Origin of the sequence: Amycolatopsis sp. YIM 10 (assembly GCF_009429145.1) — a bacterium.
Classification (GTDB): domain Bacteria; phylum Actinomycetota; class Actinomycetes; order Mycobacteriales; family Pseudonocardiaceae; genus Amycolatopsis.
The window spans coordinates 798,274-823,119 of the sequence record NZ_CP045480.1 but is presented as its reverse complement, the minus strand read 5'-3'; the positions used below and the strand labels follow the sequence as shown (position 1 = coordinate 823,119).

At 70.7% G+C, this 24,846-nt stretch carries 23 protein-coding genes and 1 pseudogene; 12 read left to right on the top strand and 12 right to left on the bottom strand.

Annotated elements, in window-relative coordinates; translation table 11 throughout:
- The first annotated feature begins 10 nt into the window (after window positions 1–10).
- A complete protein-coding gene (locus YIM_RS04115) occupies window positions 11–685 on the top strand; it encodes a response regulator transcription factor (protein WP_153029062.1) in 675 nt (224 codons plus the stop codon).
- Window positions 682–1,641, top strand: a pseudogene (locus tag YIM_RS04110) (sensor histidine kinase); the annotation flags it as partial. The gene YIM_RS04115 and the pseudogene YIM_RS04110, both read left to right, overlap by 4 nt.
- Here the strand turns inward: YIM_RS04110 and YIM_RS04105 are convergent.
- Both YIM_RS04105 and YIM_RS04100 read right to left on the bottom strand, forming a co-directional pair.
- Window positions 1,625–3,508 carry an MMPL family transporter gene (locus tag YIM_RS04105; RefSeq protein ID WP_228004956.1) on the bottom strand — a complete coding sequence of 628 codons (1,884 nt, stop codon included), beginning with the start codon at window positions 3,506–3,508 and terminating at the stop codon, window positions 1,625–1,627. The pseudogene YIM_RS04110 and the gene YIM_RS04105 overlap by 17 nt on opposite strands.
- 235 nt (window positions 3,509–3,743) lie before the next feature.
- On the bottom strand, window positions 3,744–4,952 hold the full coding sequence (locus YIM_RS04100) for an MFS transporter (RefSeq protein ID WP_194240036.1): 1,209 nt from the start codon (window positions 4,950–4,952) through the stop codon (window positions 3,744–3,746).
- An 83-nt stretch (window positions 4,953–5,035) separates the two neighbouring features.
- On the opposite strand from YIM_RS04100, the gene YIM_RS04095 reads away from it, so the two are divergent.
- Entirely contained in the window at window positions 5,036–5,548 is a 513-nt protein-coding gene (locus YIM_RS04095; protein ID WP_194240035.1) for a CGNR zinc finger domain-containing protein, read from the top strand.
- Here YIM_RS04095 and YIM_RS04090 read toward each other — a convergent pair.
- Window positions 5,539–7,428 carry an ABC transporter ATP-binding protein gene (locus YIM_RS04090; protein WP_228004542.1) on the bottom strand — a complete coding sequence of 630 codons (1,890 nt, stop codon included), beginning with the start codon at window positions 7,426–7,428 and terminating at the stop codon, window positions 5,539–5,541. The genes YIM_RS04095 and YIM_RS04090 overlap by 10 nt on opposite strands.
- Before the next feature lie 34 nt (window positions 7,429–7,462).
- On the bottom strand, window positions 7,463–8,503 hold the full coding sequence (locus tag YIM_RS04085) for an alcohol dehydrogenase catalytic domain-containing protein (protein ID WP_153029058.1): 1,041 nt from the start codon (window positions 8,501–8,503) through the stop codon (window positions 7,463–7,465).
- An 83-nt stretch (window positions 8,504–8,586) separates the two neighbouring features.
- Here YIM_RS04085 and YIM_RS04080 point away from each other — a divergent pair, with 83 nt between their 5' ends.
- Window positions 8,587–9,966, top strand: a complete 1,380-nt coding sequence (locus YIM_RS04080) for an amino acid permease (protein ID WP_153029057.1) — start codon at window positions 8,587–8,589, stop codon at window positions 9,964–9,966.
- Here YIM_RS04080 and YIM_RS04075 read toward each other — a convergent pair.
- The 4 genes from YIM_RS04075 to YIM_RS04060 all read right to left on the bottom strand — a co-directional run bounded on the left by YIM_RS04075 (window position 9,929) and on the right by YIM_RS04060 (window position 13,097).
- A complete protein-coding gene (locus YIM_RS04075) occupies window positions 9,929–10,222 on the bottom strand; it encodes a transcriptional regulator (RefSeq protein ID WP_153029056.1) in 294 nt (97 codons plus the stop codon). The two genes, YIM_RS04080 and YIM_RS04075, sit on opposite strands and share 38 nt — an antisense overlap.
- Before the next feature lie 139 nt (window positions 10,223–10,361).
- Window positions 10,362–11,051 carry a metal-dependent transcriptional regulator gene (locus YIM_RS04070; protein WP_153029055.1) on the bottom strand — a complete coding sequence of 230 codons (690 nt, stop codon included), beginning with the start codon at window positions 11,049–11,051 and terminating at the stop codon, window positions 10,362–10,364.
- Between the two features lie 10 nt (window positions 11,052–11,061).
- Entirely contained in the window at window positions 11,062–11,511 is a 450-nt protein-coding gene (locus tag YIM_RS04065; RefSeq protein WP_153029054.1) for a GNAT family N-acetyltransferase, read from the bottom strand.
- On the bottom strand, window positions 11,511–13,097 hold the full coding sequence (locus YIM_RS04060; protein ID WP_153029053.1) for an amidohydrolase: 1,587 nt from the start codon (window positions 13,095–13,097) through the stop codon (window positions 11,511–11,513). The genes YIM_RS04065 and YIM_RS04060 overlap by 1 nt, the downstream gene beginning before the upstream one ends.
- 45 nt (window positions 13,098–13,142) lie before the next feature.
- Between YIM_RS04060 and YIM_RS04055 the strand changes: the two genes are divergently transcribed.
- Genes YIM_RS04055 through YIM_RS04040 form a run of 4 tightly spaced genes read left to right on the top strand, consistent with a single transcriptional unit; the run spans window position 13,143 to window position 16,468 of the window.
- Complete coding sequence (locus tag YIM_RS04055; protein WP_153029052.1) at window positions 13,143–13,889, top strand: enoyl-CoA hydratase/isomerase family protein; 747 nt, start codon at window positions 13,143–13,145, stop codon at window positions 13,887–13,889.
- Window positions 13,886–15,466 (top strand): ATP-dependent acyl-CoA ligase, encoded by a 1,581-nt coding sequence (locus tag YIM_RS04050; protein ID WP_153029051.1) that lies wholly within the window; start codon window positions 13,886–13,888, stop codon window positions 15,464–15,466. Before YIM_RS04055 ends, YIM_RS04050 begins: the two co-directional genes overlap by 4 nt.
- Window positions 15,463–16,152 carry a TetR/AcrR family transcriptional regulator gene (locus YIM_RS04045; RefSeq protein WP_153036773.1) on the top strand — a complete coding sequence of 230 codons (690 nt, stop codon included), beginning with the start codon at window positions 15,463–15,465 and terminating at the stop codon, window positions 16,150–16,152. Before YIM_RS04050 ends, YIM_RS04045 begins: the two co-directional genes overlap by 4 nt.
- Window positions 16,145–16,468 carry a hypothetical protein gene (locus YIM_RS04040; RefSeq protein ID WP_153029050.1) on the top strand — a complete coding sequence of 108 codons (324 nt, stop codon included), beginning with the start codon at window positions 16,145–16,147 and terminating at the stop codon, window positions 16,466–16,468. Before YIM_RS04045 ends, YIM_RS04040 begins: the two co-directional genes overlap by 8 nt.
- 5 nt (window positions 16,469–16,473) lie before the next feature.
- On the opposite strand, the gene YIM_RS04035 is transcribed toward YIM_RS04040, so the two are convergent.
- A complete protein-coding gene (locus tag YIM_RS04035; protein WP_153029049.1) occupies window positions 16,474–17,562 on the bottom strand; it encodes a zinc-binding dehydrogenase in 1,089 nt (362 codons plus the stop codon).
- Complete coding sequence (locus YIM_RS04030; RefSeq protein ID WP_153029048.1) at window positions 17,559–18,728, bottom strand: acyl-CoA dehydrogenase family protein; 1,170 nt, start codon at window positions 18,726–18,728, stop codon at window positions 17,559–17,561. Before YIM_RS04030 ends, YIM_RS04035 begins: the two co-directional genes overlap by 4 nt.
- A 129-nt stretch (window positions 18,729–18,857) precedes the next feature.
- Here YIM_RS04030 and YIM_RS04025 point away from each other — a divergent pair, with 129 nt between their 5' ends.
- From YIM_RS04025 to YIM_RS04015, 3 genes are all read left to right on the top strand, one after another.
- Complete coding sequence (locus tag YIM_RS04025) at window positions 18,858–20,201, top strand: cation:dicarboxylate symporter family transporter (RefSeq protein ID WP_153029047.1); 1,344 nt, start codon at window positions 18,858–18,860, stop codon at window positions 20,199–20,201.
- A complete protein-coding gene (locus YIM_RS04020; RefSeq protein ID WP_153029046.1) occupies window positions 20,198–20,884 on the top strand; it encodes a 4'-phosphopantetheinyl transferase superfamily protein in 687 nt (228 codons plus the stop codon). Before YIM_RS04025 ends, YIM_RS04020 begins: the two co-directional genes overlap by 4 nt.
- 86 nt (window positions 20,885–20,970) lie before the next feature.
- A complete protein-coding gene (locus YIM_RS04015) occupies window positions 20,971–21,396 on the top strand; it encodes a peptidoglycan-binding protein (RefSeq protein WP_194240034.1) in 426 nt (141 codons plus the stop codon).
- A gap of 5 nt (window positions 21,397–21,401) precedes the next feature.
- Here YIM_RS04015 and YIM_RS04010 read toward each other — a convergent pair whose 3' ends face one another.
- Entirely contained in the window at window positions 21,402–22,520 is a 1,119-nt protein-coding gene (locus YIM_RS04010; RefSeq protein WP_153029044.1) for a C45 family peptidase, read from the bottom strand.
- 112 nt (window positions 22,521–22,632) lie between these two features.
- On the opposite strand from YIM_RS04010, the gene YIM_RS04005 reads away from it, so the two are divergent.
- Window positions 22,633–23,547, top strand: a complete 915-nt coding sequence (locus tag YIM_RS04005) for a TetR/AcrR family transcriptional regulator C-terminal domain-containing protein (protein WP_153029043.1) — start codon at window positions 22,633–22,635, stop codon at window positions 23,545–23,547.
- Here YIM_RS04005 and YIM_RS04000 read toward each other — a convergent pair.
- Complete coding sequence (locus YIM_RS04000; RefSeq protein WP_153029042.1) at window positions 23,518–24,678, bottom strand: isochorismate synthase; 1,161 nt, start codon at window positions 24,676–24,678, stop codon at window positions 23,518–23,520. The genes YIM_RS04005 and YIM_RS04000 overlap by 30 nt on opposite strands.
- Between the last annotated feature and the right edge of the window lie 168 nt (window positions 24,679–24,846).

Genomic DNA, 24,846 nt, shown 5'->3' with positions numbered 1-24,846 from the left:
GAGTCGGCGCATGCAGCGGAAAGTGCTGATCGTGGAGGACGAGCGGACGATCGCCGAATCGGTCGCCGCCCGGTTGCGGGCCGAGGGGTTCGCGGTGGAACTCGCGCACGACGGACCGGCCGGGGTCGCCGCCGCCGAAGCGGGGGATCCCGACCTGGTCGTGCTCGACATCATGCTGCCGGGGTACGACGGTCTGGAGGTCTGCCGCCGCATCCAGGCCCGCCGTCCGGTGCCGGTGCTGATGCTCACCGCCCGCGCCGACGAGAACGATCTGCTGGTCGGGCTGGCCGTCGGCGCCGACGACTACCTGACCAAGCCCTTCTCCATCCGCGAGCTGGCCGCCCGCGTGCACGCGCTGCTCCGGCGCGCCGACCGCGCGGCCACGGCCGAAGCGGCGACACCGGAGCGCATCGTCGTCGGCGACCTGGAGATCGACCCGGTCCGCCGCCGCGTCCGCCGGGCGGGCACCGAACCGCACCTGACCCCGATCGAGTTCGAGCTGCTCACCAAGCTCGCGCGCCGCCCGGACGCGGTGTTCTCCCGCGAGGAACTGGTGTCGCAGGTCTGGGGCTGGGAAGGTCCGCCGAGAACGGTGGACAGCCACGTGAAAGCGTTGCGCCGCAAGCTGGGCGCCGATCTGATCCGGACCGTGCACGGCGTCGGTTACGCGCTGGAGGCGAAATGAGCCTGCCCCGCCCGCTGGACCCGGTGCGCTCGATCAAGCTGAAGCTCGGCCTGCTGGTGGTGGGCGCGACCGGCGCGGCGCTGATCTTCTTCCGCTACCAGATCGGCTGGCTGCCGCCGCGGACCGCGATCGCGGCGCTGGTCATCGCGCTGGTCACCACGCAGCTGCTGGCACACGGCATGACCAAACCGCTGCGGCAGATGACCGCGGCCGCCCGCGCCATGGCCGAAGGCGACTACTCGCGGCGCGTCCGCGCGACCTCGCGCGACGAGGTGGGCGAACTGGCGCTGGCGTTCAACCGGATGGCCGCCGACCTCGGCGCCGCCGACCAGCAGCGGCGCGAGCTGATCGCGAACGTCTCGCACGAGCTGCGCACGCCGATCACCGCGTTGCGGGCGGTGCTGGAGAACGCCGTCGACGGGGTGACCGGCGAGGACGCGCTGAAAACCGCGCTCGGCCAGACCGAACGGCTCGGCAGGTTGGTCACCGAGCTGCTCGACCTGTCCAGGATCGACGCCGGCGTCCAGCCGCTGCACCGCGAAACCTTCGAAATCGAGCCGCTGCTGCGTGAAGCCGTCGCCGAGACCCAGGCGGACGCGCGGTTCACCGTCGAGGTGAGCCCGGCGGGCGCGCTGGCCTTCGCCGACCGGGAACGCCTGCACCAGGTGGTGGCGAACCTGCTGGACAACGCCGTCCGCCACGGTCCGGCGGGCGGCGAGGTCCGGGTGCTGGCGACCGCCGAAGGCACCGGTCTCGCCATCGAAGTCGCCGACGACGGACCGGGCATCGCCCCCGCCGAGCGCGAGCGCGTGTTCGAGCGGTTCACCCGCGGTGAGCGGGCCGGGAACGGCGGCACCGGGCTGGGCCTGGCCATCGCCCGGTGGGTCGCCGAACTGCACGGCGGCCGGATCGCCGTGGTCGGCGACACCGGCTGCCGGATCAGGCTCGAGCTGCCGGGGTCCGGAGCGGCGGAGCCGGTTCCCGCACCCGGCCCGGCCACCAGGACGCCTTGCCCAGCAACGACATCGCCGCGGGAAGCAGCAGGATCCGCACGATCACCGCGTCCAGCAGCACCGCCAGCGCCAGGCCGAGACCGATCTGCTTCATCTCGATCCGATCGATGAACATGAAGCCGATGAACACCGAGACCATCACCAGCGCGGCGCTGGTCACCACCCGCGCGGAGCCGGTGATGCCGTCCACCACCGCCTCCCTGGTCGGCAGGCCTCGCTCGACCGCCTCACGAATCCGGCTGACCACGAAGATCTGGTAGTCCATCGACAGTCCGAAGAGGATCGCGAAGAGCATCAGCGGGGTTCGTGAGCCGATGAACCCGGTGGAGGTGAAGCCGAGCAGTCCCTCGGCCCAGGTGCCCTGGAAGACCACCACCAGCGCACCCCAGGCGGCCAGCACCGAGAGCAGGTTGAGCACCAGGCCCAGCGCGCCGATCACCACCGAGCGGAACGCCAGCGCCATCATCAGGAAGGTGGCCAGCAGCACGAATCCGACCACCCACGGCAGCCGTTCCGCCTGGTGCGCCGAATAGTCCACGCCACGCGCGGGCTCACCGGAGATGGCCAGCTCCACCCCGGGCGGCACCGGCTGGGCACGCAGTTGCGCCAGCGAGACGTCGGCCTCCGGAGTGCCCGCGGAGTAAGGGATCGGCAGTTCGAGCCGTTGCGTCCTACCGTCCACAGAGGACACGATGCGTGCGCCGGGAGTGGCCATGTCCTCGGCGACCCGGGCGGCGTCGTCCCCGCGGATGACCACCATGTGCGACGCGCCGCGGTCCGGGAAGGTGCTGACCAGCTCGTCGTAGGCGGCGATCTCCGGGACCGACCGCGGAAAGCTGTTGATGCCTTCCACACCCAGCTTCATGTTCAACCCGGGAATGGCGAGCGCGCCGATCAGCAGCAGGCCGACCAGCAGCGTCGGGACCGGGTGCTCGACGGCCGGGCGCAGCAGGCGGTTCCACAGCCTCGGCGGTTTCGCCTGCCGCCCGCCCTCCAGGCGCGGGCCCAGTTTCGCCAGCAGCGCCGGCAGCACGGTGACCGCGCTGAGCACGGCCACCGCGACCACGATGATCGTGCCGGTGGCGATCGAGGAGAAGATGATGTCGCTCGCGAGGTACAGCCCGACCAGCGAAACGATCACCGCCAGCCCGGAGACCACGATCGCCCGCCCCGAGGTCGCCGCCGCGATCTCGACCGCCGCCGCGTGGCTGAGCTGCCCGCGCGACCGGTCACGTTCCTCGCGAACGCGTTTGAGCGCGAAGAGCGAGTAGTCGACCCCGACGGCCATGCCCATCATCAGCAGGATGCTGGTGACCGCGCCACCCGCGTCCGGGAAGAACACCGACGCCAGGCCGTAGAGGCCGACCGAGCCGAGGATCGCGGTGATCGCGAGCAGCAGTGGAATGCCCGCGGCCAGCAGCGAACCGAACACCAGGAACAGGATCAGCAGCGTCACCGGCAGCGTGATGGCCTTGGTGATCAGCACGCCCTGTCCGAGTTGCGCGCTGAGACCGCGTTCCTGCGAGGCGTCGCCGGTCTGTGTCAGCCGCACGTCCGGATGCGCGGCGGCCACGGCATCGGTCTGCTCGATGACCGGTTCGATGTGCTCGCCCGCCAACTGGTCGTCACCGGCCATGGTGATCACCACGAGCAGGGTGCCGCCGTCCGGCGACCGCCGCGGTTCGTCGACGCCCGCGACACCGGGCAAGCCCCGCACCCGTTGTGCCACCTCGGCGGCGACCGGTTCGGACGCGGGAGTGATCAGCACGTTCTCCACCGGCGGCCGGGAAATCCCGGCTTCGGCGGCCATCTGCTCGGCGCGGCCCGCTTCGCCGATCCAGAAATCCTCACCACTGGCTTGCCTGGTGCCGGTCAACGTGCCCGCCGCGAAGGCGATGGCGACGAAGGCGAGCCAGCCCACGATCGCCTGCCAGGGATGGGTCGCGCTCCACCGCGCGATACGCCGTACGCTCATGGATCGAGCATTTCGCGCGGGGTCTGCCGAGGCACTGGAGTGCGCCGCAGCATGCGTGGTGGGGCCCGCCCTACTTGACCGCTTCGGCGGTCATCACGCGGAAGAACGGAATGACCGTCAACGCCCCGAGCACGGCGAAGAACCCGAACGCGACACCGAAACCGGCGAGTTCGGTGAGCACGCCGGCGAGCGCGGCGGCGACCGGCGCGGCACCCCAGCTGACCAGCCGGTACGCCGCGTTGAACCGGCCGAGCAGGTGGTCGGGCACGAGTTCCTGGCTGAGCAGGCGCGCGTTGACCGTCCACATGGTGCCGCCGATCCCGGCGGCGAACGCGGCCGCGGCGACGGCAAAGGCGTTCGTCCACACCGCGGGCACGGCCACCAGCAGGAACGAGCCGACAAGATCGGCGAACATGGCCCAGCGGCGGCCGATCAGCCGGTTGACCGGGCCGACGAGAAGCGCGCCGAGCACCCCGCCCGCGCCGAGGCAGGTGAGCAGAAGACCGTAACCGCGCGCGTCGAAACCGAGCGGTCCCGGCGCGACGGCGTAGAGCGGCAGGATCGCCAGCCAGGCGTTCCACGCCCCGGCCATCACCGCCACGAGCAAGGCCATCGTGCGCAGAACCCGGTGCTGCCAAAGGAAGTTGAGGCCGTCGCGGATTTCGGCGTGGACGGATCCGCGTTCGGTGGCCTTCGCCGCGAAGTTCCCGGTGAGCACGAGCAGCAGCAGCGCTCCCGCCGCGTAGACGAGGCCGGTCACGCCGAGCGCGAGCCCGGCACCGGCGGCGACGAGGAAGCCACCGACGGGTGCGCCGAGGAATCCGTTGCAGAGGTACTCGACCGCGGTGATGCGCGCGGTCGCCTTGTGCCGCCGGATGGGTGCAACGGCCGCCGGGATGATCGACGCGGCCGCGGTCAGCGCGACGACTTCGGCCACGCCCAGCACCCCGGCGACGCCGAAGATCAGCGGAAGGCTGGTCGTGCCGGTCAGGTACGCGACGAAGGCGACACCGATCGCGGCGAGGCGCGCGAGTTCGGCGGCGAGCATCAGACCGCGGCGGTTGAGCCGGTCGACCAGTACGCCGACGTGCAGCGCGGTGACCAGCCACGGCAGGGACAGCATCGCGGCGACACCCGCGACGAGCGTCGGCGAGCGGGTCAGGGAGGCGGCGAGCAGCGGCAGCGCGACCTTCGTGACGGCGTCGGCGAGATTGGTGGTGGCGGTGAAGACCAGCAACGACCACTCGTTGCGGAGGTGCGGCTCGACCTGCGTGGACACCAGCACTCCTAACCAGTTGTACGGGATAACCGGTTATGAGCTTCTATCGGTTAGAGTGGGCTTGTCAAGCGGGAGGTGGTTCGATGGCGGGCGCGCCTCGGGTACTGCCGGAGTACCTGGAACCGGTGCTGGAATTCGTCAACTCGATGGACGTCGAGGAGGGAACGGACCAGCTGACCGATGCTGCCGCGCTGGCCTCGTGGCTGGGCGTGGCTTCGGCTTCTTCCACCGAATTCCGGCTGGCCCTCGAACTGCGCACCGCCTTGCGGGGACTGGCGCTGGCGAACCACGCGCCTTCGGATCCGGTGGACACCAGCTGTTTCAAGCGATTCCCGCTCACCGCCACCGCCGAGGCCGCCTTCGCGCCGGTGGCCTTCGCGCCGGCCATGCGGGCTCTCACGCAGTTGGTGATCGGGTACGCGCGAGCACAGGCCGCCGGGGAATGGCAACGACTCCGTCTATGCCCCGGGGACAACTGCTACTGGGCCTTCTGGGATTCGTCCCCGAGGGGCGCGCGGCGTTGGTGCAGCATGCGCGTGTGCGGAAACCGGGCCAAGGCCCGCACCTATGCGAGCCGGCCAGGCCGTCACCCCTGATAGGCCGAAGCCTGGAGGTCGTAGTACTCCCGGTAGAGGCCGGAGGTCCGCATGAGGGTTTCGTGCGTGCCGTCGGCGGTGATGCGGCCCTGGTCCATGACGAGGATGCGGTCGGCGTGGCGGATGTTCGCCAGCCGGTGGGTGACCAGGATGGTGGTGCGCCGGGTGCCGTCGTGGTTACCGCTGGCGTGGCGCAGGCCGGCGAAGACCCGGGCCTCGGCGCGCGCGTCGAGCGCGGCGGTGGGTTCGTCCGCGACCAGGACGGCGCCGTCGCGGAAGATGCCGCGGGCGACGGCGAAGCGTTGCGCCTGACCACCGGAAAGCTCCTGCGCGTCCTTGAAGTAACGCGAAATGACCGTGTCCGGCCCCTGTGGCAGCCCGGCGAGCACCTCGTCGGCACCGGATTCCGCCAGCGCCGAAGTCCACTGTGGACCGTCCATCGGCCGGCCCAGCCGCCCGATGCGGATGCTGTTGCGCGCGGTCATCGGCCACTTCGCCGGTTCCTGCGAGATCACCGCGACCTGGTCGTGCAACGAGAACATGTCCACCTCGGCCAGATCCACGCCGTCCCAGCTGACCCGGCCACGTGTCGGCAGGTACAACCCGGTGAGCACCTTGCCCAGCGTGGTCTTGCCGCTCCCGTTCGAGCCGACCAGCGCGACCACCTCGCCACGCCGCAGGGTCAGTGAGATGTCCCGCAGCGCGGGCTCCGCCTGCCCCGGGTAGGTGAACGAAACGTGCTCCAGCCGGATCGTCGCCGGATTCGACGGCGCCGCCACCGCCGACGACCGCCGGGCCCGCTGCCGCGACTGCTCCTTCAGCTCCCGGTGGAAGTCCACGTAGAACGACTCCTCGAACAGCGAGTTCACCGCGTAGATGGTGTTCGACAACGCCGTCGACGCCGTCCGCATGGCCACCACCGCCGTGCCGGCCAGCGCCAGTTCCAGCTGCCCGGTGTAGAGCAGCCACCCGAGCACCACGTACGCCAGCCCGGTGCCGATCCCGGCCAGCAGCCGCCCGACCAGCCGGATCGCCGTGGTCTGCCGCTCCAGCCGCACGTCCGCCGCGGTCAGCTCGTCGCACAGCGCGCGGTGCTCGGCCAGCAGCGGTGCCTGCAGGGTCAGCGCGTGCCGTTCGAGTGCGGCGTCCCGCCCGGTGAGCACGTCGTCGACTATCCACTTGCGACGCTGCCGCCCGACCAGGTGCAGGAACGTCCGGTAGTTCAGCTTCGCCACCCGCATCGACGCCCAGCCGTCGGCCGCCGCGGCCACCAGCAGCACCGGCGCCAGCCACGGGTTCAGCAGCCCGGCGGTGACCACCGCGGCCAGCATGGCGATCAGCGAGGAGCACAGGTCCGACAGCCGGGTGACGCTCTGCGCCACCGCCCGCACCCCGTACTGCCCGCCCTGCCGCGCCAGCTCGCGGAAGTCCGCGTCGTCGAAGGCGATCAGGTCGACGGTCACCACCGCCACGGTGACCTCGTCCTCGGCGAGTCGCTCCACGCGCGGCTTCAGCTCGCCCTGCACCGCGCCGACCGCCGACTCCAGCAAGGCGCGCACCGCGTACGACCCGACCAGCACCGCGATCGCGGGCAGCGAGGCGAGCACCCGGTCCGGCGTGGGACCGGCCTCCAGCAGCCGGGTGAACACGTCGGCCGTGGCCAGCAGGCCGAACGCGGTCACGCACCCGGACAGCACCTGGAGCACACCGAGCAGCACGGTCAGCCGCGGCGAGGTGTCCCAGGCCAGGCGCACCACCATCCCGGCCGCGCGCGGCATCGCCCGGAGCGTCGCCCAGGTGCTGGAGGCGGCCACGCGCCGGTCGACGGCCGCCCACTCCGGCTCGTCGATCCGGTCGGTGCCGATCAGGCGTTCAGTCACCCGGGAAATGATCCGGGCAGCACCGACAAAACCGCTAGCTCATGCGGTCGACGACAGTCACGCCCTGGTGCGCCGCGACCGGTTCGTTCATCGCCAGCAGCGCGTCCGGCACCTCGTCGAGGGTGATCCGGCGGCCGATCAGCCGGTCGAGGTCGAGACCGGCGGAAGCCACCAGCGAAAGCATTTCCGGGTATTCGTGGGCCTGCAGCCCGTGCGTGCCGACGATCCGCAGCTCACCGGCGATCACCTCGTGCATGGCGATCGGCGGAACGCCCTGCGCCGGTGGCATCAGGCCGACCTGCACGTGGATTCCCCGCTTGCGCAACGAGGAAATCGAAGCCGCGCACGTCGACGGCAGGCCGACGCAGTCCAGCGACAGGTGCGCGCCGCCGCCGGTGATCTCCTTGACCGCCGAAGCGGTGTCACCACCGGACACCGTCGCTTCGGCACCAAGAGAAGAAGCCAGCGAAAGAGCCGACGGCGAAAGGTCGACCGCGACCACCCGCGCCCCGGCCGCCCCCGCGAGCATCACCGCCGAGATCCCCGCGCCACCGCACCCGTGCACGGCGACCCACTGCCCCGCCCGCACCTCGCCCTGCCGCAGCACCGCGCGGAACGCCGTGGCGAACCGGCAGCCGAGCGCGGCGGCGGTGACAAAGCCGAGGTCGTCCGGCAATCGCACCAGGTTGACCATGGCCCGTTCGATCGCCACCTGCTCAGCGAACGAACCCCAGTGCGTGGCGCCGGGCTGGAACTGCCGGTCGCAGATCTGCCCGTGCCCGGCCGCGCACTGCTCACACGTCCCGCAGGCGCAGACGAACGGCACGGTGACCCGGTCGCCGACCGACCACCCGCGCACGCCGGCACCCAGCGAAGCGATCCGCCCGGCCAGTTCGTGCCCGGCCACGTGCGGCAGCGTGACGCTGCTGTCGTGCCCCTGCAGCGAGTGCCAGTCGCTGCGGCACACGCCGGTCGCCTCGACGTCGATCACCACCCCGTCGGCCGACGCCACCGGATCGGGGACCTCGCGCAGCACCGGCCGGACCCCGTACTCCTCGAAAACGACCGCGCGCATCCCACTCCCTGTCCCTGAGTTGACCCGAACCGGTGATGAGATCAAACTCTGCCCCCAGCGTCGCCAAGGGACCAGGGGGCTGCATGAGCGAGCTGAACCACGCGCTGAGCACGCGGCAGATGTCGATGATCGCGATCGGCGGCGTGATCGGCGCCGGGTTGTTCGTCGGCAGCGGCAAGGCCATCAAAACCGCTGGTCCCGGCGTGCTGATCGCCTACGTGGTGGCGGGCGCGGTGGTGGTGCTGGTGATGCGCATGCTGGCCGAGCTGGCGGTCGCGTCGCCGGACACCGGCTCGTTCGCCACCTACGCCACCCGTGAGCTCGGCTCGTGGGCGGGCGTGACGATCGGCTGGCTGTACGCCTACCAGTGGTGCGTGATCATCGGCTTCGAGGCGATCACCGGCGCCGCGATCACCGTCAAGCTGGTGCCCGCGCTGCCGTCCTGGCTGGCCGCGCTGATCTTCACCTCGGTGCTGACCGCGGTGAACCTGGTCAGCGTGCGCTCGTTCGGCCGGTTCGAGTTCTGGTTCGCGATGATCAAGGTGTGCGCGATCGCCGTGTTCATCGCCGTCGGCGTGTACGCGATCCTCGGCTTCTTCCCCGGCCAGCCCGCACCCGGCCTGAGCAACCTGACCGGACAGGGCGGCTTCCTGCCGAACGGCTGGAGCGCGGTGCTGACCGCGATGACCGTGGTGTTCCTGTCCTTCTTCGGCACCGAGATGGTCACCGTCGCCGCCGGTGAGGCGCGGCACCCCGAGGACGCCGTGCGCAAGAGCATGCGCAGCGTGGTGTGGCGGATCCTGGTCTTCTACATCGGCTCGATCCTGGTCGTGGTGACGCTGCTGCCGTGGAACTCCGCCGAGGTCACCGCCAGCCCGTACGCCGCGGTGCTCAGCGGACTCGGCTTCCCGGCGGTCGGCGTGATCATGGACCTGATCGTGCTGACCGCGGTGCTGTCCTGCCTGAACTCCGGGGTCTACGCCTCCTCGCGCATGCTCTACTCGATGGCGGGCCGCCGGGAGGCGCCGCCGCTGTTCGGCCGGACGAACCGGCGCGGGGTGCCGGCCGGCGCGGTGCTGGCCTCCTCGTCGATGGGCTTCGCCACCGTGGTGGCCAACTACTTCCTGCCGACCGAAACGGTGTTCAACTTCCTCATCGACTCCTCCGGCGCGGTGGCGCTGATCGTCTACCTGTGGATCACCGCCACCCAGATCCGCGGCAGGCTGCGCGTGCGGCGCGAAGGTGGCGAGGCCGGGCTGTCGCTGCGGATGTGGGCGTTCCCGGTGCTCTCGCTGCTTGTCGTGGTGGTGCTCGCGGCGGTGGTGGTGGCGATGCTGGTCAACGAGTCCAGCCGCACCTCGATGCTGCTGACCCTGCTGGTCACCGCGATCGCCGTGGTCGCCGGGCTGGTGCAGCAGGCGCGGCTCAGGTCCGCCGCCGCGGCGGGCCGAGCAACCGGGTGAGCGAGCCGGGCGGTACACCCAGCACGTCCTCCAGCGCGGTCAGCGCGGCCAGCGACCCTGGTCGCTCCGGACGGCAACGGCCCGACTGCCAGTAGCTCAGCGTGGCCAGGCTGACCGGCACGCCGCGTTCGAGCAGCCGGTACCGGATGCGTTCCAGGCCGAGTCCCCGCGCCCGGATGGCGGCGCGCAGCGCGGCCGCGAACGGGCCGGTCTCCAGCAGGAGCCGCACCTCACCGTTTTCGGTTCGAACGGTCATCTTCCCCGACTCCGCTCCTGGTGCCCGTCCCGCAGCGTATTCCGGGCAGCGGCTTGATCGGAAGTCTCGCCACCGAAGCGCAACAATGCCCGCCGGGGGCCGATAATCTCCAACCCCGACGATTGTCCACTATGGACTGTCAGCGGGCGCGGACGGCCACGCTCAGCGCCTGCGCGATCTCCTTGCCCAGCGCGTGCGTCGCGGCGTCCGGCGGGGAGCCGACCTTGACCACGATCGGGCCGCCGAACGGCTGGCGCTCGACCACCTCGATGCGCTCACCGAGATTGATCGCGTGCTCGGTGAGGTAGCGCAGCAGATCGGGGTCGGTGTCCCAGACACGCACGATCTCGCCGACCACTCCCGGCTGCAGTTCGTCCAGGATGGCGGTCTGCAGCTCCTCGATGCTGCCGTCGGCGGCCGGGATGGGGTCGCCGTGCGGGTCGCGGACGGGATTGCCCAGCTTCGCCGCGATGCGCTCGACCAGGCGGTCCGACACGGCGTGCTCGAGCGCGTCCGCCTCGGCGTGCACCTCGTCCCAGGTGTAGCCCAGCTCGGAGACCAGGTACGTCTCGATCAGCCGGTGCCGCCGCAGCACCGCGCGGGCCAGCAGCCTGCCCTCGGCGGTCAGCTCGATGCCGCGGTAGGGCACGTGCGCGACCAGGCCCTGCTGGGCGAGCTTGGTGACCATGCCCGACACCGAGGACGGGCTCACCTCCAGCCGTCCGGCCAGCGAGGTGTTCGTCACCGCCTCGCCGCGCTCCACCAGCCCGTAGATCGCCCGGACGTAGTCCTCGATGGACGACGATCGGCGAGTGGTGCTGTCAGACATGCCCCACAGCCTACGTGTTCGGGCTTGGGCGCCAGCGGTAGCGGATCCAGCCGGGGACGGGTTCGGCGCCGAGTTGCCCGTAGAAGGCCTCGGCCTTGGCGTTCCCCGCCTGCATGTCCCATTCGACCCGGCCGGGGGTGCGCCTGGCCAGTTCGTCGAGCAGCTCCCGGCCGAGCCCGTGGCGCCGGTGCTCCGGCCGGATGAACAGGTCGTCCAGCCAGATGCCCGGCCGTGCTTCCCAGGTGGAGAAGTTCCACGAGCAGAACGCGAACCCGGCGACGGTGTCCGCGTCCGGCGGCGTGGCGATCAGCACCCAGGCCTTCGGCGACGGGCCGAACAGGAAGCCGCCCATCTCGGCCCGGTCCAGCTTCAGGTCGTCCTTGCCCTCGTAGACCGCGTGCTCCTCGATCAGCGCGCAGATCTCCTCGATGTCGCCGGCGACCGCGTCGCGAACGGGCATCAGTCCTCCTCGTAGACGATCTCGCCCGCGACCGCGGTCGCGAGCACCCTGGCCTCCGGCAGGCTCTCGGCCACCGTCGGATCCGCCGACAACACCACGAAGTCGGCGAGCTTGCCCGGCGAAAGCGTGCCGAGTTCGTGTTCACGGAAGGCGGCGTAGGCCGAGCCGTACGTGTACGCGCGCAATGCCTGTTCCGGGGTCAGCCGTTCCCCCGGCCCGAACTCGTGACCTGCCGCGGTCCGCCGCTGGACCATGTCGTTGAGGCCCAGCAACGGCGCGCCGTTCACCACCGGCCGGTCCGAGCTGGCGGGCAGCACACAGCCCGCGTCCAGCACGCTGCGCAGCCGGTAGCACCAGCCTTCGCGCTCGGGGCCGAGCGCCGCGCGCATGCCGTCGCCGATCTCGTTGACGAACCGCCCCTGCGGTGACGGGATCAGCCCGAGCCCGGCGAGCTTCGAGACCTCCTGCGGCCGCAGCACCCCGCAGTGCTCGATCCGGTGCCGGTGGTCGGCACGCGGATGGGCGGCGAGCGCGGCTTCGTAGGCGTCGAGCACGGCGGTCACCGCACGGTCGCCGATGGCGTGCGTGGCGATCTGCCAGCCCGCCCGGTGCGCGCGCAGGATCGTCTCGGCCAGCTCGTCCTCGGGGACCTGGAAGTAGCCGCGGTTGCCGGGGTCGTTGGCGAAGTCGTCGTGCATCGCGGCGGTCCGGCCGATCAGCGAGCCGTCGGCGAACAGCTTCATCGGGCCGATCCGCAGCCATTCGTCACCGAGGCCGCTGCGAATGCCCAGGTCGATGCCGAATCCCACGTCGGCGAGGTCGTGCAGCACGCTCGACGCCACCATCACCGTCGCCCGCACACCGAGTTGGCCGCGGTCACGCGCGAGCTGGTAGGCGGCGACCTCGGCGGGCGTCTCACCGACCAGCCCGCCACCGACCCCGGCCTCCTGCACGCTGGTGATGCCCTCGGACAGGTACCGCTCGGACGCCCGGCCCAGCCCGCGGACCACGGTCTCCAGCGGGGTCGGATAGGTCAGCGGGCGCAGCAGGAGCTGGGCCTGCTCGCGCAGCAGCCCGGTCGGTGAGCCGTGGTCGTCGGTCACCACGTCGCCGCCGACGGGAATGTTCGCCAGGTCCAGCTGGTCGAGCACGCGCGAGTTGACCACGGTCATGTGCCCGGAGGTGTGCTTCAACCGGACCAGGTGCTCCGGGGCCGCCCGGTCCAGGCCGTGCCGGGTCGGGTGGCCGCCGTCGAGCTTGTTCTGGTCGTACCCGCTGCCGATGATCCAGCCGCCCGGCGGCAGCTCGCGGGCGCGGGCGGCGATGGCGTCGTAGACCTCGGCCACGCTGCGGCACGCGCCGAGCGGCACGTCGTCCAGGCCCATGCCGTACCAGGCCATGTGGTTGTGCGCGTCGTGGAAACCGGGCACCACGAAGCCGCCCGCGAGGTCGACCCGGCGGCGCGCGGACAGCTCGCGCGCGTCGTCCCCGAGTGCCACCACGCGGCCGTGCAGCACCGCGAGCGCGTCGGTGCGGGACTCGCCCGTCCAGACCCGCGCGTTCTCGTACACCGCGTCAACCTGCATGAATTCACCCTATCGATCGATCGATAGGGCGTCTAGGCTGAGGTCATGACCGGCACCGTGGAACTCACTGTCGAAAAGGGCATCGCCGAAATCTGGCTGAACCGGCCGGACCGGCTCAACGCCGTCTCCGCCGAACTCGTCGAGGACCTGCTGGCCGCGCTGGACGCGGTGGCCGGCTCCGGAGCGCGGGCCGTGGTGCTCGCCGGGCGCGGCCGGGCCTTCTGCGCCGGGCACGATCTGAAGGAACCCACCCAGCCGGGTGACTCGCGGCACCGGATCGAACGCCTGCAGGAGGTCACCCGGCGGCTGCGCAACCTGCCGCAGCCGGTGATCGCCGCGGTGCACGGGTACGCGGTCGGCGCGGGCGCCGAGTTCGCGCTCGGCTGCGACCTGATCCTGGCGTCGCAGGACGCCGTGTTCGCCTTTCCGGAGGTCGGCCTCGGGCTGAGCGTGACCGGCGCGGCCTCGCGACTGCTGCCGCTGCTCGTCGGGCCGCTCAAGGCCAGGGAACTGCTGCTGTTCGGCGAGAAGATCGAGGCGCCGATGGCCGAGGGCATGGGCCTGATCAACAAGCTGACCGGCAACGACGACCTGCACGAGACCGCACGTGACTGGGCGGAGAAGCTGGCCGAGCGCCCGGCCGCCGCGGCGACGCTGGCCAAGCGCGCGGTCGACCACGGCATCGACTCGGCGCTGGAAGCCACCCTCGAACTCGAGGTCGCGCACGCGCTGATCACCGAGACCTCACCCGACTTCGCCAAGTCGGCCGACGACTTCCGGAACCGCACATGACCGCACAGCGCCCACGCTCGGGGGACGACTCCCGGACCCCCGAAAAGCTGGTCGAGGTCGACGACCTGGTCACGCTGGTCACCAGGGCCGCCGCGCAGTGGCCGGACAAGGAAGCGTGGCACTTCGACGCCACCGGCGAACGCCTCACCTTCACCGACATCGACGCGCGGAGCACCGACTTCGCCATCGCGCTGGCCGAACTCGGTGTCGAGCGGGGTGACCGCGTGGCGGTGATGCTGCGCAACCAGCCGGAGTTCCCGCTGCTCTGGCTCGCGCTGGCCAAGCTGGGCGCGAGTCTGGTGCCGGTCAACACGAACTACCGCGAGCTCGACGGCAGGCACGTCCTCGCGCATTCCGGCGCGAAGCTCGCCGTGGCCGCCGGGGAGTTCGTGGAATTGTTGAACACGATCGCGCCGGAAACCTCGGTACGCCAGGTGCTCACGCCCGGCGAGCTGGGCAAAACGGGACCGGCGCGGGACTTCACCGCCTCCGGGGAGCAGCCGGCCAACGTGCAGTACACCTCCGGCACCACCGGGGCGCCGAAGGGCTGCGTGCTCCCCCACCGCTACTGGACCACGCTGGCGAAGTCCCTGGTGCTGCACGATCCCGAGGTCTACTCCGGCGACGTGCTGCTGACCGCGCAGCCGTTCCACTACATCGATCCACAGTGGAATGTCGCGCTCGGCCTGGCTTCCGGCGCGAAACTGGTGGTGCTCGACCGGTTCCACCCGTCGACCTTCTGGGCCAAGGTGCGCGAACACCGGGTCACCTGGTTCTACTGCCTCGGCCTGATGCCCACCCTGCTGCTGCGGCAGCCGGAAGCGCCGGAGGACCGCGAACACCACGTGCGCGCCATCTTCGCCTCGGCGATCCCGCGCGAGTTGCACGCCGAGCTGGAAGCGCGCTGGGGCGTGCCGTGGTTCGAGGCGTTCGGCATGACCGAGACCGGCAGCGACATCCGGGTTTCCGCGGCCGACCACGACGAGCTGGTCGGCACCGGCTGCATCGGCCGCCCGAACACGGCCCGTGAGGTGATGATCGCGGACGAGCACGGGAAGCCGTTGCCGCGCGGGGAAACCGGGGAGCTGCTGATCCGCGGCATCGGCCTGATGCAGGGCTACCACGAGGATCCGGAGGCGACCGAGCGCGCCTTCCGCGGCGGCTGGTTCCACACCGGCGATCTGGCGCGGATGGACACCGACGGGCGCGTGTTCTACGTCGGCCGTACGAAGGACATGATCCGGCGCAGCGGTGAGAACATCTCCGCCGACGAGGTGGAACGCGCGCTGCTGCTGCACCCGGAGGTCCGGCTGGCCGCGGTGATCGCGGTACCGGACGAACTGCGCGGCGAGGAGATCAAGGCGTACGTGGTGCTCAGCGGCGAACGCGCGGTCGACCCCGAGGAACTCGCGAGCTTCTGCGGGGAAAAGCTGGCGTACTTCAAGGTCCCGCGGTTCTGGGTGTACGCCGACGCCCTGCCGCTCACCCCGTCCGAGCGGGTCGCCAAGGGCGAACTGCGCCGGGAGGACCCGCGTGCGGGCGCGTACGACAGAACGGAGTCGCGGTGGCTGCCGTGACCTCCGCGGACCGCGTCCGCCACGCCGCCATCAGGTTGTTCGCGGAGAAGGGTTTCCACGGCACCGGCATCCGCGATCTGGCGCAGGCGGCCAACCTGTCCTCGGCGAGCCTCTACCACTACATGGGGACCAAGGAGGAACTGCTCGCCGGCATCATGCGCGAATGCCTGGAAAGATTGCTCGAAGGTGCCGGAAAGGTGACCGAAGGCGTCGCCGATCCGCGGGAACGGCTGGGCAGGCTGGTCGCACTGCATGTGATGAGTCACGCACTGCGACCCGACGAGACCCGGGTGGTGGACAACGAACTGCGCGCGCTCTCCCCCGCCGCGCAGGAGCCGGTGGTGCGCCTGCGCGACGCGTATGAGCAGCTCTGGGCCACCGCGATCGCCGACGGCCTGGCCGATGGGGTGTTCTCCGCCGGTGAGCCGTCCATCGTCCGCCTGGCGCTGCTGGAGATGTGCAACGGCGTTTCGCGGTGGTACTCACCACGTGGTCCGCTCACCCTCGAAGCGCTGGCCGCCGAATACGCCGGACTGGCGATGAGGGCGCTCGAAAGCGCCGGAAAAGGGCCCGATCCGGATCTCCGATATTGCCATGCGGTGGTCGCGGACGTGTGGAACACGCCAAATCCGCACGCGGCGCCTTGCCCAGACGCGATTACTGGGGGACGCTCGAAGGGTGACTGAGCACACGATCCAACTCGAACTGGACGAATCCGGTCTCGCTCCCGGTCTGCCGACCCCCGCGAACCCCCGTGATCAGGTACAGGATGTGCCGTATCGCCCGGTCGAATTCCGCGATGACGACCTACCCGCGGCGCTGGAACGCTGCGCGGCCTGGCTGCGCCAGGCACAGGACTGGCTCGGTGAGCCGGTCGACGTGCTGGCCCTGCACCTGGACTACGACGAGCGGGAAGGCCGGCCGTACTACGACCTCAAGCTCCTCTGCAACGAGGAGGATCTGGCCGGCGTTCCCCTCGCCGTCCGCGCCCAGTCGAAGTAACCCGTTCAGGTCCCCGGCTTCACCAGGACGCGTGCCACCTTGCCCTCGGCCAGCTCGCCGAGGGCAGCTGGCACGCCGTCCAGGCCGATCTCCCCGCTGACCAGCGCCGGCAGGTCGAGGCGGCCGGCCCGCACGTGCTCGATGTAGGCCGGCAGCTCACGGTCCGGGTCCAGCGAGCCGTTCACGCAGGTCAGGATGCTGCGGGCGAAGTGGTACAGCTCGAGCGAGCTGAACTCGACCACCTCGGTCCGCCCGCCGATGCCGACCACGGTGAGCGTGCCCCCGCGCCGGGTCGTCTTCCAGCCCTCCTTGATGGTCGCGGCCAGTCCCACGCAGTCGAAAACGTGGTCCGCGCCACGGCCACCGGTCAGCGCCTTGACCTGCTTGCGCACGTCGGGCCCGGCGAGCAGCACATCGGTGGCGCCCATCGAGGCGGCCAGTTCCAGCTTCTCCGGCACCCGGTCCACCGCGATGATCGGGTCCGCCCCGGCGATCCGCGCGCCTTGTACGGCGGCCAAGCCGACCCCGCCGAGGCCGACCACCACCGCCGACTGACCACTTTGGACGTTCGCGGTGGACAGCACCGCGCCCACCCCGGTGGTCACCGCGCAACCCAGCAACGCGGCCAGATCGAGCGGGATGTCCGTGGGCAGGCGGCGGCAGGCGCTCGCCGGAACCACGGTGTACTCGGCGAAACCACCGACTCCGAGGCACGGGTGCACCTCGCCGCCGTCGCCGTCGAACCCGTGTGAACCAGCCCAGTGCCGCGCGATGTTCTCGCACAGGTACGGCTCACCCTGCGCGCAGTACCAGCAGTCTCGGCAGGGCGGATTCCACAGCAGCAGCACCGGATCGCCCTCGGCGAAGCCGTCCACGCCCGGCCCGGTCCCGGCGATCAGCCCGGAGGTCTCGTGCCCGAGCACCACGGGCTTCTTGTGCGCCAGCGTTTCGTTGACCACCGACAGGTCCGAATGGCACAGGCTCGCCGCCGCCACCCGGACCAGCACCTCTCCGGGTCCTGGCTCGCGCAGGGTGATCTCCTCCACGCGGGCGGGCCCACCGGCCGCCCGCACGACAACCGCCCGGCTTCTCACCCCAGCACCCCGCCCACCTTGACGTGCCCCTTGAGCAGGTTGCGCGCGATGGTGCGCCGCTGGATCTCGTCGGTGCCCTCGTAGATGCGCAGCAGCCGCAGTTCGCGGTACCAGCGCTCGATCGGCAGTTCGCGGGTGTACCCCATGCCGCCGTGGATCTGCAGCACGCGGTCGACGATCTCGTTGGCCTTCACCCCGCCGTAGAGCTTCGCGATCGACTGCGCGTGCCGCGAATCCAGGCCCTGGTCCACCTGCCAGGCCGCGTGCAGCACCAGCCAGCGCAGCGCCTCCAGCTCCACGCCGGAGTCGGCGATCATCCACTGGATCGCCTGCCGCTCGGCGATCGGCGCGCCGAAGGTCTCGCGGGTGTTCGCGTGCTCGATGGCCATGGTGAGCAGCCGCTCGCACGAACCGATCGCGCGGGCGGGCAGCAGGTAGCGGCCGCGGCCGATCCACTGCATGGCGAGCTTGAACCCGCCGCCCAGCTCACCGAGGATCTGGCTCTCCGGCACCCGGACGTCCTCGAAGACCAGCGCCGCCGGGCCCCATTCGCCCATCGTGTCGATGTACTCCGAGCGCCAGCCCATCTCGCGGTCGACCAGGAAGCAGGTGACCCCGCCGTCGGCGCCCTTCTCCGGATCGGTGATCGCGAAGACCATGGTGAAGTCGGCCTCGTTGCCGCCGGTGATGAAGGTCTTCTCGCCGTTGATCACCCAGTCGGAGCCGACCTTGCGGGCCGAGGTCCGGATGGCCTTGGCGTCCGAGCCCGCGCCCGGTTCGGTGATCGCGAAGCACGACTTCCGCTCGCCGGAGATGGTCGGCAGCAGGTAGCGCTCCTTCTGCTCCTCGTTGGCGTGGAACAGGATGTTGTCCGCCGCGCCGCCGAAGCGGAACGGCACGAAGGTGCGGCCCAGCTCGGCCTCCAGCAGCGCGGTCATCACCGCGGACAGGCCCATGCCGCCGAAGTCCTCCGGGGTCTGCACGCCCCAGAACCCGGATTCCTTGGCCTTGAGCTGCAGTTCGGTGAGTTCGTCCCCGGTCAGGCCCGGCTGCCCGGCGCGCTCGCGCCGCAGCACCTCCTGCTCACGCGGGACCAGTTCCCGCTGGACGAAGGTGCGGACCCAGTCACGCACTTCGCGTTCTTCGACACTGAGGGTGAAGTCCATCGGGCGAGCCTCCCAGCAGATTACTAAGCGCTTGCTTAGTCGACGGTAGCACTCGGGTGTACGCCAACCCCGGTCGTGCCGTAGGTTTTCCGCGGAAAACTGATCACCGGGTCCGCGCAAGGAGAGTCAATGTCGACCGAACCGCAGCCGACGCGACGACGCGACCGGACGCACTACCTGTACATCGCGGTGATCGTCGCGGTGTTGCTCGGCATCGTGCTCGGCTTCGCCGCGCCCGAGCTGGCCAAGGAGTTCAAGCCGCTCGGCACCGCGTTCGTGAACCTGATCAAGATGATGATCTCGCCGATCATCTTCTGCACGATCGTGCTCGGTGTCGGCTCGGTGACCAAGGCGGCCAGCGTCGGCAAGGTCGGCGGCCTGGCCATCGGCTACTTCCTGGTGATGTCCACCGTGGCACTGGTGATCGGCCTGGTGGTCGGCAACCTGCTGCACCCCGGCGACGGGCTGAACCTGACCGAGTCGATCGCCAAGTCCGGGCAGAGCCAGGTCAAGGAGAGCGAGTCGACCACCGAGTTCCTGGTCGGCATCATCCCGACCACGCTGGTCTCGGCGTTCACCGAGGGCGAGGTGCTGCAGACCCTGCTGGTCGCGCTGCTCGCCGGGTTCGCGCTGCAGAAGCTCGGGCCGAAGGGCGAGCCGATCCGGCGCGGGGTCGAGCACATCCAGCGGCTGGTCTTCCGCATCCTGGCGATGATCATGTGGGCGGCGCCGGTCGGCGCGTTCGGCGCGATCGCCGCGGTGGTCGGCGAGACCGGCTGGGCGGCGCTGCGCAGCCTGGCCGTGATCATGATCGGCTTCTACCTGACCTGCGCGTTGTTCGTCTTCGGTGTGCTGGCCCTGATGACCTGGCTGTTCGCCAGGGTCAACCTGTTCTCGCTGCTGCGTTACCTCGGCCGCGAGTTCCTGCTGATCCTGTCCACCTCGTCTTCCGAGTCCGCGCTGCCGCGGCTGATCGCGAAGATGGAGCACCTCGGGGTGAGCAAGCCGGTCGTCGGCATCACCGTGCCCACCGGGTACTCGTTCAACCTCGACGGCACCGCGATCTACCTGACCATGGCCTCGATCTTCATCGCCGAGGCGCTCAACGCCCCGCTCTCGCTCGGGGAGCAGATCTCGCTGCTGGTGTTCATGATCATCGCGTCGAAGGGCGCCGCCGGGGTGACCGGCGCCGGGCTGGCCACGCTGGCCGGCGGGCTGTCCTCGCACCGGCCGGAGCTGGTCGACGGGGTCGGCTTCATCGTCGGCATCGACCGGTTCATGTCCGAGGCGCGGGCGCTGACCAACTTCGCCGGCAACGCGGTGGCCACCGTGCTGATCGGCACCTGGACCAACCAGATCGACCGCGAGCAGGTGCACGAGGTGCTCGCCGGGCGGCAGCCGTTCGACGAAGCGACGCTGCTCGACGAACATGGTGAGGAAAGCAAACCCGTCGCACCCAAGGAGAGTTCGTGATCGACTGCACGGTCTGGTGGGCGGCGCCGCTGCCCGCCACCGCGGACCGGCTGGCGCTGCTGGCCCCCGAAGAGGTCGACCGGTACCAGGCGTACCGCAAGGACGAGGACAAACTGCGCTTCCTGACCGGGCGCGTGCTGGCGAAAACGGTGTCCGGGGAGCGGCTGGGCCGGTCGCCGGGCTCGATCGAGCTGGACGCCACCTGTGAGGACTGCGGCAAGCCGCACGGCCCGCCCAGGGTGCCCGGCGCCGAGTTCCGGTTCTCCATCTCGCATTCGGGCGACTGGATCGGGCTGGCGATCGCGGACGCGCCGCTGGGACTGGACGTCGAGACGGCCACCCGGCGAGCCGACGACTCGCTCATCGAATACGCGCTCAACGACGACGAGCGCGCGGCGTTGAACGGCCTGACCCCGGACCAGCGGGCCGAGGCGTTCTTCACCTACTGGACGCGCAAGGAAGCGCTGATGAAGGCCACCGGGCGGGGGCTGAAGATCCCGCTCCAGGCGCTGACCCTGTCCCCGTTCGGCGAACCGGCCCGCCTGGTCCACTCCGGCGACGCCGCGCTGACGCCCGAGGGCACGCGGATGGCCGACCTGAACCCGGGCACCGGTTACCGCGCGGCGGTCGCGATCCTGACCACCGACGAGATCAAGGTGACCGAGTCGGTCTGGCCCGCCTGACCGACCGCTTCCCGGCGCTTTCGCCCGTTTGAAAGCGCCGGGAAAGCGGCGTGGCCAGCATGCTCCCGCAAAAGAAGGGAGCATTCATGCGACGGATTCTGGTCACGGCGGCCGTGCTGGCCACGGCCATCGGCCTCGCCCCGGCCACCGCCTCCGCGGACGTCACCGCGGCGGCGGCGACGTGCGACAGCGTCAAGAAGATCTCGATCGGCAACAACTACATCCGCCAGCCGGTGAACACCGGCGGCGCGGGCCGGAACTGCCATCTCTCCTACGGCGACTCGGGTTCCGCCGTGACCGCGCTCCAGTGGGCGCTGAAGCTCTGCAACTACAAGGCGAACATCGCCACCGACGGCGATTTCGGCGAGCAGACGCGGAAAGCGCTGAGCTACGCGCAGGACAAGCGCGGCGTCGACAACGACGGCATCTACGGCCCGATCACCCGCGGCGTGCTCGGCTGGCCCGCGTACAACGGGAACAGCTTCACCGGCGCCTGCGCCAAGGACGTCTGATCGCCTCAGGCCGCGCGGAAGGTGAGTTCCGGGCTGTACCTGGGCTGCCCGTCTGCGGCGTCGCCCAGGTAGAAGTGGGTGGACATGTTCCGCTCCCCCAGGTCGAAAACGGTGCGCCACAGGGTGCGCAACGGGTAGCGCCCCGACGTGAACCGCACCTCGTCGAGGGCGTCGCGGAGCAGGGACGGCGACATCGGGCCCGACTTCGTCCGCTTGTCCAGCCGGTCGAGGCGGTCGTGGGTGAACATGGTCTCCTCGCCGTCCCGCGACGGGTCGGCGGGCCGGTGGAGCAGGTGGTTCGTCACGCACAGGGCGTCGCCGTCCGGCTCGACGATGTGCTCGACGCCGCCGTGCGCGTGTTCCCAGACGAAGGCCCGGCCGGACGGGTCCGCGATCAGGTAGTGCAGCGGCACCCCGAGGTCGTACTGCTTGGCGTCGAGCAGCGCCGCCTTGGCCTGCTCGACGTTCTCGCAGGTGTCCAGCAGGAACCGGGGCAGCTGCGCCGGGCTGAGGCCGACCTGCGGCCCGGCTGGCACCGGCGCGCCCGCGTTCTCCGCGTCGGCGATCAGGAGCACCACGGCGAGCCCGTGCTCGTTGATGCCGTCCATCGCGCAGTCCAGCTCGTTCATCGTCACGAAGGTCACCGCGGGCCCGTCGTCGGGCACGCTGGTGACCACGTACGGGCGCGAGGCCGCCGGTGGCTCGTCCTCCGGGCCCTCGGCGCCGGACATCAGCGCGAACATCGCCTCCCAGCCGACGGTGAAGAAGTCGTAGTTGCGGCCGAGGAGCCCGCTGCCGGTGGCGGAGGGCGCGCACCAGGTGGCCGAGCAGCCCGAGCCGAGCGGCACTCCGGCGAGCGCGTCCAGGTGCACCCGGTCGTCCTCCAGCGCTACCCCGGCCGCCTCGGCGGCACCGGCCATGCGCGCGTGGTGCTGCGGCCAGTTGCGTTCGAACCAGGCCCGGCGCGCCCGGCTGATCGTCGGATCGGCGGGCTGCGGTCGCCAGCCGTGGTGTGCCTTGGCCTCTTCGGCGAGCACCCGGCCGATCTCGGCCTGGCTGCCGGAGACCCTCAGGTGTCGCACGGTCATGAATTCGCCGGATCCCCCGGCCACGATCTCAGTCATGAATACACCGTATGGCGTTTTCCGCCCGCCGCGCGATTTTCCTTGTTATTCATGGCTTTCTCTCAGACTCTGTGCTAGCTGCGCAGCCAAATGAACTAGTACAATCAGCGGCATGACCGACCCGCCGTACCGCCGGATCGTCAGCTCGTTCCAGGCCCGCATCGCCGCCGGAGAGCTGCGCGCCGGCGAGAAGATGCCGTCCATCCGCCGGGTCGCCCAGGACTGGGGAGTGGCCGTCGCGACCGCCACCAAGGCGATGGCCATCCTGCGCGACACCGGACTGATCGAGACCAAGGTCGGCTCCGGCACCGTGGTCAGCGCCCGCGCGACAGCGACCCGGCGGCGGGACGGCGCGGCGGCACCCGACCGGGCCCGCCTCGTCCGCACGGCGATCGAGATCGCCGACGCCGAGGGCCTGGACGCGGTGTCCATGCGCCGGCTCGGCACCGAACTCGGGGTCGGGCCGATGTCGCTCTACCGGCAGGTGGCGGGCAAGGACGACCTGGTGGCGGAAATGGCCGACACCGTGTTCGGCGACGACGAACTGCCCGCCCCCGGGCCGGACGGCTGGCGCGCCAAGCTGGAACTGGTCTCGCGCCTGCTGTGGCAGCTGACGCAGCGGCACCCCTGGCTGCCGAGAGTCATCTCGTTCACCCGGCCACTGCTCCTGCCGAACGCCATGGCGCACACCGAATGGACCCTGCGCGCACTGGACGGCCTCGGCCTGTCTCCGGCGGTCCGCGCGCGGGAGGCGATCATCCTGCCGTCACTGGTGATGACCACGGCACTGTCGCTGGCCGCCGAAATCGAAGCCGAGCACACCACCGGCGAAACCTTCGACCTGTGGTGGCTGGCTCGCGAAAGCCGGTCGGCCGAGCTGTTGCACAGCGGCGCCTTCCCGCACCTGGCCACCATCCCGCACGAGGTCGTCGCGGACCTGGACGGCTTGTTCGAGCACGCTTTGGCGCGTCACCTCGACGGCCTCGCCGCCCACGTGTCAGGCGTGGCCGAGCCCCATGGCCCGTAGCACGGTTTCGAATTTGGCGGTGGTTTCGGCGAGTTCGGCTTCCGGATCCGAGTCGGCGACGATGCCGCCGCCGGCGTAGAGGCGCAGTGATCGTTCCGCCGCTTCCGCCGAACGGATCGCGACCGCCCATTCCCCGTCGCCCTCGTCGTTCACCCAGCCGACCGCGCCCGCGTAGTACCCGCGGTCGAAGGGCTCCAGCTCCCCCACCACGCGCCGCGCGGCTTCGGTCGGGGTGCCGCAGACCGCCGGGGTGGGGTGCAGCGCGGCGGCCAGCCGCAGCGCGGTGATGCCGGGATCGGTCAGCGTGCCGGTGACCGTGGTGCCGAGATGCCACATTGTCGGTGTGCCAACGACTTCCGTCGGCGCCACGCGAAGGTGTGCGCAGAACGGGCGCAGGATCTCCACCATGTCCTCGATCACCACCGCGTGCTCGCGACGGTCCTTTCCGGACTCGGCGAGCCGTCGCGCGTTCTCGGCGTCGATGCGCGGATCCGCCGAACGCGGCGCGGAACCGGCGTGCGGATGGGAGACCACTCGGTCACCATGGCGCGACAGCAGCAGTTCCGGCGTCGCACCAAGGAAAGTCGCGCCGCCCGGCACGGGGGTGGCGAAGGTGAACCCGGCCGGGTTACCCCGTACGAGATTGCGCAGGATCGCCTCGGGCCGGATCGGCTCGTCGAATTCGAGGTCGAGCACCCGCGCCAGCACGACCTTGCGCAGTCGCTCGTCGCGCAGCATCTCCACCGCGCGGGCCACGGCCGCCACGTGCTCGGCGGGCTCGGGCACCGGGCGCTGTTCGCGCGGGATGCCGATTCCGACGGGTGGAAGGGAAGCGGCCGACGGATGGGCGGGCCCACTTGTCCGCACGTCACGGGGAAGCAGGATGTGCCCGGGTGAGGTGGCGTCCGGGCCGGTGTCGAACGGGAGGATGCCGACCGCGAGCCGGGCGTCGGACTCGGCCAGTGCCGCGGTGGTCCGCTCGGCGAGCCGCACCGGGTCCGGTTCGGACAGTGCACCGTCCACTCCGGAACCCAGCAGGGTGTGCCGGTCGGTGCCGAAGAAGAAGTCACCGGCCGCGTAGCCGTCCAGCAGATCCGCGACCCGTGCACCTTCGTGCGCCGTCGCCGTCATGGGCCCACTTCCTCTCGGCGGGATCTCCGCGTCCACCTCAAGTTTCCGCCTGCCGCCGGAGTTTGTCCGGGGCCGGTCGGGTCGAAGTGAGCAAGAGCACCGCCGGGGGTGGGTGCGCGAAGACCGGTGACGGTCGCCCGTCACCGGTCCCGCACGCCTGTGATCTGC